This window comes from Candidatus Pelagibacter sp. PS_37 (assembly GCF_059417825.1).
In genome coordinates this window covers 1-11,677 of the sequence record NZ_CM182067.1, presented here as the reverse complement: position 1 = coordinate 11,677, position 11,677 = coordinate 1, and the positions used below count along the sequence as shown (strand labels likewise).

General features: G+C 26.7%; 13 protein-coding genes and 1 tRNA gene. 7 read left to right on the top strand and 7 right to left on the bottom strand.

Going from position 1 to position 11,677, the window contains the following annotated elements; all coding sequences use genetic code 11:
• Positions 1–198: 198 nt before the first annotated feature.
• Together AC5SL9_RS00070 and AC5SL9_RS00065 are read right to left on the bottom strand one after the other, a co-directional pair.
• Positions 199–1,905 carry an AMP-dependent synthetase/ligase gene (locus tag AC5SL9_RS00070; protein WP_041185772.1) on the bottom strand — a complete coding sequence of 569 codons (1,707 nt, stop codon included), beginning with the start codon at positions 1,903–1,905 and terminating at the stop codon, positions 199–201.
• Between the two features lie 7 nt (positions 1,906–1,912).
• Positions 1,913–1,997: transfer RNA gene (locus tag AC5SL9_RS00065), tRNA-Leu, on the bottom strand.
• Positions 1,998–2,065: 68 nt separating this feature from the next.
• Between AC5SL9_RS00065 and AC5SL9_RS00060 the strand changes: the two genes are divergently transcribed.
• The 3 genes from AC5SL9_RS00060 to AC5SL9_RS00050 are packed head-to-tail and all read left to right on the top strand — an operon-like array spanning position 2,066 to position 3,666.
• On the top strand, positions 2,066–2,662 hold the full coding sequence (locus AC5SL9_RS00060) for a YqaA family protein (RefSeq protein WP_006997486.1): 597 nt from the start codon (positions 2,066–2,068) through the stop codon (positions 2,660–2,662).
• Between the two features lie 7 nt (positions 2,663–2,669).
• Positions 2,670–3,149 (top strand): disulfide bond formation protein B, encoded by a 480-nt coding sequence (locus AC5SL9_RS00055; protein WP_006997487.1) that lies wholly within the window; start codon positions 2,670–2,672, stop codon positions 3,147–3,149.
• Positions 3,133–3,666, top strand: a complete 534-nt coding sequence (locus AC5SL9_RS00050) for a demethoxyubiquinone hydroxylase family protein (protein ID WP_006997488.1) — start codon at positions 3,133–3,135, stop codon at positions 3,664–3,666. The genes AC5SL9_RS00055 and AC5SL9_RS00050 overlap by 17 nt, the downstream gene beginning before the upstream one ends.
• Here AC5SL9_RS00050 and AC5SL9_RS00045 read toward each other — a convergent pair whose 3' ends face one another.
• Together AC5SL9_RS00045 and AC5SL9_RS00040 are read right to left on the bottom strand one after the other, a co-directional pair.
• Positions 3,667–4,233 carry an HNH endonuclease gene (locus tag AC5SL9_RS00045; RefSeq protein WP_006997489.1) on the bottom strand — a complete coding sequence of 189 codons (567 nt, stop codon included), beginning with the start codon at positions 4,231–4,233 and terminating at the stop codon, positions 3,667–3,669.
• A 51-nt stretch (positions 4,234–4,284) separates the two neighbouring features.
• On the bottom strand, positions 4,285–4,941 hold the full coding sequence (locus AC5SL9_RS00040; RefSeq protein WP_494574066.1) for an alpha/beta hydrolase: 657 nt from the start codon (positions 4,939–4,941) through the stop codon (positions 4,285–4,287).
• 50 nt (positions 4,942–4,991) lie between these two features.
• Between AC5SL9_RS00040 and AC5SL9_RS00035 the strand changes: the two genes are divergently transcribed.
• Positions 4,992–5,195, top strand: coding sequence for a twin transmembrane helix small protein (locus tag AC5SL9_RS00035; RefSeq protein WP_018413748.1), 204 nt, complete (start codon positions 4,992–4,994; stop codon positions 5,193–5,195).
• Here AC5SL9_RS00035 and AC5SL9_RS00030 read toward each other — a convergent pair.
• Positions 5,192–5,707, bottom strand: coding sequence for a TlpA family protein disulfide reductase (locus AC5SL9_RS00030; RefSeq protein WP_006997492.1), 516 nt, complete (start codon positions 5,705–5,707; stop codon positions 5,192–5,194). The genes AC5SL9_RS00035 and AC5SL9_RS00030 overlap by 4 nt on opposite strands.
• A gap of 24 nt (positions 5,708–5,731) precedes the next feature.
• Between AC5SL9_RS00030 and argH the strand changes: the two genes are divergently transcribed.
• From argH to AC5SL9_RS00015, 3 genes are all read left to right on the top strand, one after another.
• On the top strand, positions 5,732–7,120 hold the full coding sequence (gene argH / locus AC5SL9_RS00025; protein WP_020169007.1) for an argininosuccinate lyase: 1,389 nt from the start codon (positions 5,732–5,734) through the stop codon (positions 7,118–7,120).
• A gap of 117 nt (positions 7,121–7,237) precedes the next feature.
• Entirely contained in the window at positions 7,238–8,452 is a 1,215-nt protein-coding gene (gene lysA, locus AC5SL9_RS00020; protein WP_020169006.1) for a diaminopimelate decarboxylase, read from the top strand.
• Positions 8,453–8,464: 12 nt separating this feature from the next.
• Positions 8,465–9,166 (top strand): lysophospholipid acyltransferase family protein, encoded by a 702-nt coding sequence (locus AC5SL9_RS00015; RefSeq protein ID WP_011281690.1) that lies wholly within the window; start codon positions 8,465–8,467, stop codon positions 9,164–9,166.
• Here AC5SL9_RS00015 and dnaN read toward each other — a convergent pair.
• Positions 9,163–10,275, bottom strand: coding sequence for a DNA polymerase III subunit beta (gene dnaN / locus AC5SL9_RS00010; RefSeq protein WP_020169004.1), 1,113 nt, complete (start codon positions 10,273–10,275; stop codon positions 9,163–9,165). The two genes, AC5SL9_RS00015 and dnaN, sit on opposite strands and share 4 nt — an antisense overlap.
• Entirely contained in the window at positions 10,265–11,677 is a 1,413-nt protein-coding gene (gene dnaA, locus AC5SL9_RS00005) for a chromosomal replication initiator protein DnaA (protein ID WP_494574065.1), read from the bottom strand. Before dnaA ends, dnaN begins: the two co-directional genes overlap by 11 nt.

The following is an 11,677-nucleotide window of genomic DNA, read 5'->3' as shown; positions in this document are numbered from 1 at the left end:
ATCTTTAGCTCCCTGTTTAAGTTAAACGAATCAAAGTGATTCGTTGTTAACTTATTTTTATTTTTTTATACAAGTGATGTCAATTCATTAATTAATTGGCAAATTATAAATTTATTTTTTAAAAAAAATTTTTATTTAAAATTTTTGTTATGTAAAAAACATTAACGTTTATGCGACTTATAATGTCTTTTATAAAAATTAATTAAAAAGTTTTTCTAACTCATTTTGATAAGTTTTTATAATTTTATATCTTTTTAATTTTAAAGTAGGGGTCATCATATTGTTTTCAATTGTAAATTGATTTTTAATTACAAAAAACTTTTTTATTTTTTCTATTTTACTTAAATTTTTATTTATTTTTTCTATTTCTATTTTAATTTCTTCATTCTTTATATTTTTATATTCTGAGCTTAAAACAATTAAACAAACTAGATAAGGTTTGTTGTCACCATAAACTAAACTTTGCTCTATGTAATTAGATTTATTTAAATCACTCTCTATTTTGATTGGAGAAATATTATCTCCACCTGGAGTTATAATTATATCTTTTTTTCTATCTGTTATTTTTAAAAACTCGCCATCAAACTCTCCAATGTCACCTGTAGATAACCATCCATTCTTTAAAACTTTATTTGTTTCTTCTTCATTATTCCAGTAACCCAACATCACATTTTCTCCTTTAACCAGAATCTCACCATCATTTGCAATTTTAACTAAATTTCCTCTAAATGGTTTGCCCACAGTTTCTACCCTAATTTCATTAATAGAATTACAGCTTACTACAGGAGATGTTTCGGTTAATCCGTACCCTTGTAACGTTGGGAGACCAATTGCATTTAAAAAGCAACCCACTTCTTTGTCTAACGCTCCTCCTCCTGAAATAAATGCCTTTAGATTTCCACCAAATTGTTCTTTGATTTTCTTTCGTACTAAAAGATCACAAACAAAATTTATTAAACTTTCTATTAATGAAAATTGCACTCTATTTAATTTCTTATTTCCAAGTTTGATGGTTTGATTGATTAAGAATTTTTTTATTCCTGTAGCTTTACTAAAATTAGTATTTATTTTTTGATGTAAATTTTGATAAAATCTAGGAACTGCTGTCATTATCTCAGGTGAACAATTTTCCATATTTTTTATAAGTTTTTCTATACTCTCAGCATAGAATACCTGTGCTCCCACGACTATTTGAACAAATTGGACTGTATGTTCATATGAATGAGAAAGGGGTAGCCATGTCAAAAATTTAGGTTTTTTTGAGACAAACTCTTTTAATAAACCAAGGGCTCCCTCACAATTGTTTAAAATTCCACCATGGCTTAATACAACTCCTTTTGGATTTCCCTGGGTACCAGATGTATAAATTATACAAGCAATATCTTTTCTTTGAATTTTTAATTCAGAAAAATTTAAGGAATTAAAGTTTTTATTAGCAAAAATTTGATTAATACTTACATGAAGTTCTTGGTCAAATTCTTCAATTACATCAAAAAAAATAATTTTTTTTATAAATTTTTTTTTAGGTATAATATTTTTTACTTTTAAATACTGTGTCTTATTAGAAATGATTAAAACAGTCGGAGTGCAATCATCAATTATATACTCATAGTCTCTTTCTACATAAGTTGTATAAGCCGGAACTGTTATGCCCTCCGAAAGCATAATAGATAAATCTGATATCATCCACTCTGGTCTATTTTCTGATATTAACAAGCATCTATCACCTTTTTTTATATACCTTGATATTTCCTCAGAAAGTTTAATGACATTTGAATATACATCTTCCCAAGAATATTTTTTTTCAACTTCTTTTAAGGATTGTAAAAACACACTTGTTTTATCTTGTGTAAGATACTGTTTATAAAATAGTTCTAATAAATTATTAATTTTGTTTATTTCCATAATATATTGGTGGGCGAAGAGAGAATCGAACTCTCACTTCTTGCGAAACACGATTTTGAGTCGTGCGCGTCTACCAGTTCCGCCACTCGCCCTTTGTTTTCCTTATTATAACTATAAAATTAAATAGTATAAGAACATAATTTATATTAAAAACAAAAAAATGCTTAATGAATTATATCAAAAAACTTTAAAACTTGCTGCCCACAAGAAGTCAAATACTTATCTTGCAATTTTATCTTTTACTGAAAGTTCTTTTTTTCCAATCCCACCTGACGTTATGATTGCTCCAATGGTTATTGCAAAAAAAAATGATTATTTAAAAATTTTTTTAATAGCTACTTTGTTTTCTTCACTTGGAGGTATCCTTGGATATTTCATTGGATCTTATTTTTTTGATCTTGGAATGATTGTAGTAGAATTTTATAATTATGAAGAAAAGGTAATTAATCTTAAAAATAGCTTATCTGAGGGAAGTGGTCTTTATGTGTGGCTTGCTACATTATTTCTTGCTGGGTTTACGCCTTTGCCCTTTAAAGTATTCACAATAACAAGTGGTATGATTGGTTTTAATTTGCCTATATTTTTCATTATTTGTCTATTTTCTAGAGGGTTGAGATTTTTTATCGTCTCATACCTATCATATAAATTTGGTGATATTTTTAGCAAGTTTATGAAAACTGATGCTGCAAAATGGTTTACAATTTTAGGTATTATAATTGTATTAATTTTTACCCTAATATATTTTGCAATTAAATAACACAAACATGATTAAACGAAAAACTACACTTCATCTTATATTGTTATTCAGTATTTTTGCTCTTTTAACAGCCTATTTTATTGAACATATTTTGGGTCATCAACCGTGCAATCTTTGTTTAATTGAAAGAATACCTTATGTTGTTTCAATAGTTATAATTTTACTTTTTATTTTTATTCAAAAGTTTGAAAGATTTTTTTTAATAATTTTAAGTATTACATTTATTATAGCATTCTCTATTTCGTTTTATCATTTTGGAATAGAGCAAGGCTTTATAAAAGAGTCTTTAGTTTGTGACCTAAATTCTAATAATGCAGATTTGACTAAAGAAGCTCTTCTAAATCAGCTAAAAGAGGTTACAGTTAGCTGTAAAGATGCAACGTTTAAAATTTTAGGATTATCTCTTGCTACAATAAATATTTTTATCTCTTTAATAATCACAACTATAACTATAAAACTTTTCTTAACTTATGAAAAAAACAAATAAAGAAAAAGTAAAAGAATTTATTCGAGTTGATCACGCAGGTGAACGAGGTGCAATAAAGATTTATGAAGGCCAATTACTAGCTCTAAATACATTTGTTAAAGATGAAAACCTTAAAAAGAAAATTGAAGAAATGAAAATTCACGAAAAAGAACACTGTGAATATTTTGAAAATGAAATTAAAAAAAGAAATATAAAACCTACAAAGTTTTTACCTTTATGGGATTTGCTTGGTGTAGGACTTGGTTTTGGCTCAACAATGCTGGGGAAAAAAGCTGCTATGCTATGCACTGCCTCAGTGGAAGAAGTAATTGACGAACATTATCTAAATCAAATTAATGAGTTAGAAAACGATGAGAAAAAATTAAAAGAAAAAATAATTAAATTTAGAGAAGATGAGCTGCATCATAAAGATATAGCCTATAAAGAAGGTGCAACTAAAAAAGGAATGTATTCTATTCTGGATAAATTAATTAAAACTGGATCAAAAATTGCTATTAATATTTCTGAGAAAATTTAATTAAGCTTCTAACTCAACATCCCAATACAAATAATCCATCCAGCTCTTGTGTAGGAAATTTGGTGGGAAATTTTTACCATTTTTATGTAGGTCTTCTGTAGATGGCTGATATGGCTTTTGATTTAAGCTCATATCCAAATTTTTTAATAACCTTCCACCTTTTTTTACATTGCATGAAGAACAAGCAGTTACAACATTATCCCAGTTGGTTTGTCCACCTTTGGATCTTGGAAGTAAATGATCAAAAGTAAGATCTTCACCACTTCCACAGTATTGACATGAAAATTTATCTCTTAAAAAAACATTAAATCTTGTGAAGCTAGGATTAGACTGTGGTTTTATAAAACTTTTTAATGCAATAACACTTGGTAATCTCATATTAAACGATGGGCTCCTAATAACTCTGTCATAATTACTAACTATAACAACTCTATCCAAAAAAACAGATTTTATAGAATCTTGCCAGCTCCATAAAGACAATGGATAATAACTTAAAGGCCTATAATCTGCATTTAACACTAGCGCAGGACATTTTTCTAAAGACAAATTCTGATCGTTAAAAATCATTATAAAAAACTCTAACTGAAAAAAAATAATTTATCAATAAATAGAATTTAATTATATTTGAAAGTTATTTTTAATATAATTTAAAGCCGCGCTTGATGCCTCAATAGGAATATGATGTTCACAATTCTTTATCATTTTGGTTTCAATTTCAATATTATTTCTAATTAGGAAATCTTTTGCCTCTAATAAAAATGTTGGTGACACAACTGCGTCTTGATCACCATGTATCAATAGCATTTTAGTAGAAGAAGATTTTCTCATACTAAGATCATCTTGATTAATTATCTTACCAGAAAAACCAACAATACAATTATAATTTTGATTGCTAGTTAAACCTAAATTAATAGACATCATGCATCCTTGACTAAATCCTGATAAGCAAATTTGAGAATTATTAAGATTATATTCACTTTTAACTTCTTCAATATATTTTTGGAGTTTATTTTCTGCTTTTTTAGATTCTTCTAGAATATAACTTGGATCATCTTTAGTTAAATCAAACCATTGAAAACCTGCTGGGTTAATTTTACATTCTTCATGACCATCTGGACATAAAAAAATAGTATTAGGCAAAAATCTTTTCCAATTTAAGGTCAACATACTTATGTCTTTCCCATCACCCCCATAACCGTGCAGTAAAATAATAGCATTTTTAATTGGCATATCTTTTTCTGGCTTAATAATTGTAGTTGATAGACAAAGTGTCATAGATGTTTTTATTATGTTTTTTTTATTAAAAATTATTCTACAATAGTTTCATGATAACAGGAACATTAGTTAAAATTTTAGGTATTGTGCTTTTAATAGTTGTAGCAGTCGTCTTGATCTTAGGAATTGGAACTTTGTTCAAAGGTGGCGAAACTAGCAAAAAATATTCGAATAAACTGATGCAGCTAAGAGTGTTGCTGCAATTCATTGCTATAGTAGCATTGGTTAGTTTTGCTTATTTCTTTAAAGATTAATCGTATTGTTTTAGCCAATTAATAAAATCCAAATTATTAAAATCAATAGATCCCATAATACGCCCAAACTCTTCACCTTTTTTATTAAATAAAATAGTTGTAGGAACTCCCCTTAAAGAAAATTTTTTAGCCAAAGTAATTGGCGCATCAAAATATATCTCTAGATTTTGAATATTTAGTTCTCTAAAAAAAGAATCTGATTTAGAGAAATTTTCCTGGCCAATATTAATAGGAAAAATTTTTAAGTTATCAAAATTACTATTTGACTGTAAGTCATCTAGAGATGGCATCTCCTCTCTGCAAGGAGCACACCAAGTAGCCCAAAAATTCAATATTAACAATTTTCCTTTAAAATCATCTAAATTTACATCATAATTATTTGAGTCTTTAAAAACTACTCCCTCATATATTTTTGTATTTTTTGATAAAACTAAATTTTTTATATTAGGTTTTTCTAGTGCATAACTAATGTTGCTAGTTATTAGGTAGATAAATATTAATAATAATTTCATGCTAAATATGTATAATTAATTATCATGGTAAAAAATAAAAACAATATGGCAATATGGGGATCAAGAATAAAGAAAGATGCCTCAACTTTGTTCCAAAAAGTTGGTAATTCAATAGATATTGATAAAAAGCTTTTTCAAGAAGATATTTTAGGATCAATCGCACATGTTGAGATGTTATTTAGACAAAAAATTATTTCTTTTAAAATTAAGAATAAGATAATTTTTGGACTTAATAAAATTGAGAAAGAAATTTTAAAAAATAAATTTGAATATAATAAAAAATATGAAGATATTCATATGAATATTGAAAAAAGATTATTTCAAATTATAGGAGAAGAGGCTGGATATGTTCACACGGCTAGATCTAGAAATGATCAGGTAATTACTGATTTTAAAATGTGGACGACTTCAGCAACTAAAGAAATTAATAAGAATTTAGACAATATTATTAAAACCATTCTCAAAATTTCAGAAAAAAATATTGAAACCATAATGCCTGGGTTTACTCATTTAAAAAATGCACAAGCTGTATCTTTTGCGCATTATTTAATGTCTTATGTAGAAATGTTTAATAGGGACAAAAAAAGATTTACCTATAATTTAGAAAGTTTATCAGAAAATCCTTTGGGTGTTGCTGCTTTAACAGGTACTTCTTTTAATATTGACAGAAATTTTACTTCAAAAAAACTAGGCTTTAAAAGACCAACAAATAATTCAATTGATACTGTTGCAGATAGAGATTTTGTTCTAGATTTTTTATATAGCGCTTCTGTTTGTTCAATGCATATTTCAAGAATTGCTGAAGAGCTTATTATTTGGAACTCTGATGGATTCAACTTAATTGCACTTTCAGATAAAGTGGTAACTGGTTCTTCGATAATGCCTCAAAAGAAGAATCCCGATTTGTTAGAATACTTAAGAGGGAAAACTGGAATGGTTTATGGAAATTTATTTTCAATGCTGACAATTCTTAAAGGACTTCCCATATCTTATTTTAAAGATCTTCAAGATGACAAAGAAATACTCTTCAAATCTAATGAAATCCTCAATAATAGTATTGCTATTCTTAATGAGGTTTTAAAAAATCTAAAGCCTAATAAACAACAAATGTTAGACCTTGCTAACTCAGGCTATATTACAGCTACTGACTTAGCTGACTATCTTGTTAAAAATCATTCAATGCCATTTAGAAAAGCGTATCAAACTACAGCTTCTATTGTGAATTATGCAGAGAAAAAAAAGAAAAAATTGAATGAATTAAATATTGACGAACTAAAGAAAATTGAACCAAGGCTCACAATTGAAGTTTTAAAGATATTTAATGTGAAAAACTCTGTTAACTCTAAAAAATCTTATGGTGGAACGTCTTTTGATAATATCAAAAAAATGATAATGAAATATAAAAAGATGTAAAATGATAAAAAAACTAATTTTAATTTTTATAATTTGTTCTTTCTTGTTTTCATGTGGAAAAAAAGGAGATCCTCAATATGAGGGGAATGAAATGGTTTTTCCAAAGTCAGTAGATTGATGAAATATATAAATAAAAACTTAACAATTGAAAAAGTTAATGTTCAAAAAATAGCAAAAAAGTTTGGTACACCAACTTATTGTTATTCACACAAACGGCTAACAGAAAATATAAAAAATTTTAAAAAAAATTTTAGCTCTTTTTCTCCATTGATTTGTTTTGCTGTCAAATCCAATACTAATGTAAATCTGATAAGAGAAATTAGAAAATTAGGGCTAGGTGCTGATGTTGTTTCAATGGGTGAGTTAATGATGGCTCTAAAAGCAGGTATAGACCCAAAAAAAATTGTTTTTTCGGGCGTGGGTAAAACTTCAAAAGAAATAAGTTATGCAATTGATAAAAAAATTTTATTAATAAATGCTGAGTCTAAAAGTGAAATTATTGAAATTGAAAAAATTGCAAAATCAAAAAAAAAAATAGTTAATATAGGTATTAGACTTAATCCCAATACAGATGCTAAGACATTAAAACAAATTTCAACTGGAAAAAAAGAAAATAAATTTGGTGTAGATGAAAAAACTTTTTTTGAATTAGTAAATTTTACAAATCATTCTAAAAATATTAACCTTAAATGCTTAAGTGTTCATATTGGTAGTCAAATTTTAGATCACAAACCATATGAAAAAATGCTCAATGTAGTGAATAAAATAATAAAAAAAAGTGGTCATATCTTTGAATTTATTGATCTAGGTGGGGGCATGGGTATTTCTTATGAGAAAAATAGTAAAAAACTTAACTATCAAAAATATAACATTGCTATACAAAAATTTTTAAAGGGCCAAAAAACAAAAATAATATTTGAACCTGGTCGATCTATAGTTGGTAATATTGGATTTTTAATTTCTCAAGTTATTTATATAAAAGAAAATACTAAAAAAGATTTCATCATATTAGATGCTGCAATGAATGATCTTATGAGACCTGCATTATATGGTGCAAATCACCAAACTATACCTGTAGTAAAAAATAATAGAATTTCAAACAAAACTTATGAATTTGTAGGACCAATTTGTGAAAGTACAGACAAATTTACAACTATAAAAGGTTTTCAGAAATTAAAAGAAAAAGATCTTGTGATAATGTGTGATGTTGGAGCTTATGGAATGTCACTAAGCTCAAATTACAATGTAAGACCAAAGCCAGCAGAATTAATAATTAAAGGATCAAAGATTAATATTATTAAAAAAAGACAAAAACTAAAAGATTTGATTTAGTTTTTGATTAATATGATAAGAAATTTTTTATTTTCATTATTTTTTTTCTTAGGAATAGTTTTAATTTCCATAATTTTCTTGCCAGCAATTTTACTACCAAAAAAAATAGTTTTATTTGGTGGAAAAATTATGGGCTTTTGGACTTCTTTATGTTTAAAAATATTTTTATCAACAAAGATAATCATTAAAGGTAGGGAAAACATAATTAGAGGAAAAAAATTTTTTATAGCTGCTTCACACCAGTCAATGTTTGAAACTTTTTTTTTACAAACTATCTTTAATTCTCCTGTTTTTATTTTAAAAAAAGAATTGCTAATGATTCCTATATTTGGCTGGTATTTAAAAAAAATAGGGTCAATTTCAATTAAAAGAAATAAAATTTCTAAAGAAAACTTAGGTTTTTTCGATGATATTTCTAAACAAGTGAAATTATCTGAAAGACCTTTAATAATTTTTCCACAAGGAACAAGGCTTTCTGCAGAAGATAGAACTCCTTTTAAAAAAGGATCTGGTAGAATTTATGAAGAATTAAATATTCCATGCCAACCAATCGCAATCAATTCTGGTAATACCTGGCCAAAACATGGTTGGAAAAAAATTAATACCACTCTAACTGTTTCAATTTTAAAACCTATTGAACCTGGACTAAGCAAGGAAATTTTTACAAAAGAATTGGAAAAAACTATTTACACTGAACTTGATACTTTAAGCTAGCCTTTCATAGGCATTACAACAAATATACTGTCAAAATCGCCTGGATCTTTAATTAATGCCGGAGACCCAGTATCATTGAAAAAAATTTCAATCTTATCTCCATCAAGTTGTGCTGCTACATCAATTAAATATCTAGAATTAAAACTTATTTCTAGATCATGATCAAACTTTACAGTTAAACTTTCTTTTCCATCACCACTATTTGTGTTGTTAACTGATAAGTTTAAAACGTCTTTTGACAAACTAAATTTAACTCCATCTTTTTTATCTAATGAAACTGAAGCAACTCGATCAACAGAGTCTAAAAATAATTTTAAATCTATTTCTAACTTCTTTTGATTATTCTTAGGTATTACCTGAATATAATTTGGAAATTTTCCATCAATTAACTTAGATATTAATATACTATTATTTAATTCAAATTTTATTTTAGATTTAATATTTGAAATTTTAACATCACCATCATAACTTTCTAACAATGAGCATAGTTGAAAAATTGTTTTTTTAGGAAGTATTATTGGTTCAAAATCTACTTGCTGGTCTAATCTTATTTTTGAAATAGACATTCTATGACTGTCTGTAGCTGCTGCTGTTAAAAAATTTTTATCTTCAGTTTGTGTTTGATGAAAAAAAATTCCACTTAAATAGTGTCTTGTTTCATCATTTGAAACTGAAAATTTACATTTATTCAATAATTTCAATAATTGTTTTGATTTTATAGAAAATTCATTTTGATTAAAGTTTTCATCTGTTAGTGGAAACTCAGATGCACTAATACAATTTAAATTAAAAACAGACTTTTCAGACTCAACTTGAAGTTTGCTAACGTCTGTTAAAGATAAATTAATTTTTTTTCCTGACGAAAATTTTCTTATGATGTCATACATAATAGATGACGTGGTAGTTGTGTTTCCTTCTTCTATAACTTCTACATTGTTAATTTGATGAATAAATATTAAATCTAAATCTGTTGCTGTAATTGTTAGGTTAGAATTACTCGCATTTAATAAAACATTTGACAAAATAGGGAGTGTGCTTCTTTTTTCAATTACGCCTTGGCAATAATTAAGTGCTTGTTGCAGATCTTGTTGATTAACGTTAAATTTCATTTTCTTTATTATACAATATCTGATTTTTTAGATTATTAATATTGTTTGTCATTTCTGGATCTTTTTCTTTCAATTTTTCAATGGTTTTAACTGAATGAATGATTGTTGTATGATCTCTATTAGAAAATTCTCTTCCAATTTCAGGTAATGACTTAGATGTCAAAATTTTTGTTAAATATATTGCTGTTTGTCTTGGTCTTACAAGATATCTAGATCTTCTTGAAGAAAGCATCTCACTTTTACTAATTTTGAAGAACTTACATACGGTTGATTGTATTAAATCTATTGTTACTTTGTTTTCTCCAATATTTAATAGATCTTTTAAAACTACTTTAACCTCTGATAAATTTGAAACTTTGTTGTAAATTCTTGAAAAAGAAACAACTCTATTAATTGCTCCTACTAACTCTCTAATACTTGTGGTTATTTCTGTGCTTATAAACTTTTGTATTTCTTCTGAAATATTTACTTGATTTGAGTAAAAAATGTTTAGTTCCTCTGTTTTTTGTTTAACAATTTTACTTCTAAGTTCATAGTCAGGTTTTTGTATATCCACAACAAGACCTCCAGCAAATCTTGATTTAATTCTATCTTGGATTCTTGATAATTTGTTCGGAGCTCTATCGGCAGAGATTATAACTTGTGAGCCTTTATCTAATAGTGCATTAAACGTATGAAAAAACTCTTCTTGCATTGCTTCTTTACCATTCATGAATTGAATATCGTCTATCAATAATATGTCAGTATTTCTAAAATACTCTTTAAACTTCACCATATCATTAGATTTGATTGATTTTACAAACTGATACATAAATCTCTCAGCAGAAATAAACATAACTTTGTTTTTTTCTTTTAATGAAAGACCAATTGAATTTAATAAATGTGTTTTTCCCATTCCAACTCCTCCATAAATATAAAGTGGATTATAATGAGAAATATTTTCTGAAACTTTCATGGATGCTTCATAGGCAAGTTTATTACTTGTTCCTGTTATAAAATTATCAAATCTTTTATTTGGGTCTATTCTGTTATATTGTAAGTATGTATCTTTAATGAATGATACGTTTTCATTATTTTCATTTTTAGTAAAATTATTTTCTATCTCATTTTCAGAATTTTTTTCAATAATCTTAAACTCTATTCTTGTTAAATCTTTCTTATACGTTTTTACTATTTGCAAAATTTGGTCTAAATATCTTGAAGTAATCCAGTCTCGAATAAATCTAGTAGAAACCGAAAGTAAGACATAGCTATTCATCTCTTCAACAAAGTCTATCTTTCTAAGCCAGCTTTCATATATATCGCTACCTAGCTTATTTTTCATATCCTTTTGAATTAAAGCCCAATCTAAAGCTTCAGATGAAACATCTTTTGTACTTTGTGTTGTGTTGTTGCTTGTCAT

Bases quoted from the DNA above. Each gene is read 5' to 3' on its own strand.
- AC5SL9_RS00070 (WP_041185772.1), bottom strand. From the start codon at position 1,905: ATGGAAATAAACAAAATTAATAATTTATTAGAACTATTTTATAAACAG.
- AC5SL9_RS00060 (WP_006997486.1), top strand. From the start codon at position 2,066: ATGCTTAATGAATTATATCAAAAAACTTTAAAACTTGCTGCCCACAAG.
- AC5SL9_RS00055 (WP_006997487.1), top strand. From the start codon at position 2,670: ATGATTAAACGAAAAACTACACTTCATCTTATATTGTTATTCAGTATT.
- AC5SL9_RS00050 (WP_006997488.1), top strand. From the start codon at position 3,133: ATGAAAAAAACAAATAAAGAAAAAGTAAAAGAATTTATTCGAGTTGAT.
- AC5SL9_RS00045 (WP_006997489.1), bottom strand. From the start codon at position 4,233: ATGATTTTTAACGATCAGAATTTGTCTTTAGAAAAATGTCCTGCGCTA.
- AC5SL9_RS00040 (WP_494574066.1), bottom strand. From the start codon at position 4,941: ATGACACTTTGTCTATCAACTACAATTATTAAGCCAGAAAAAGATATG.
- AC5SL9_RS00035 (WP_018413748.1), top strand. From the start codon at position 4,992: ATGATAACAGGAACATTAGTTAAAATTTTAGGTATTGTGCTTTTAATA.
- AC5SL9_RS00030 (WP_006997492.1), bottom strand. From the start codon at position 5,707: ATGAAATTATTATTAATATTTATCTACCTAATAACTAGCAACATTAGT.
- argH (WP_020169007.1), top strand. From the start codon at position 5,732: ATGGTAAAAAATAAAAACAATATGGCAATATGGGGATCAAGAATAAAG.
- lysA (WP_020169006.1), top strand. From the start codon at position 7,238: ATGAAATATATAAATAAAAACTTAACAATTGAAAAAGTTAATGTTCAA.
- AC5SL9_RS00015 (WP_011281690.1), top strand. From the start codon at position 8,465: ATGATAAGAAATTTTTTATTTTCATTATTTTTTTTCTTAGGAATAGTT.
- dnaN (WP_020169004.1), bottom strand. From the start codon at position 10,275: ATGAAATTTAACGTTAATCAACAAGATCTGCAACAAGCACTTAATTAT.
- dnaA (WP_494574065.1), bottom strand. From the start codon at position 11,677: ATGACAAGCAACAACACAACACAAAGTACAAAAGATGTTTCATCTGAA.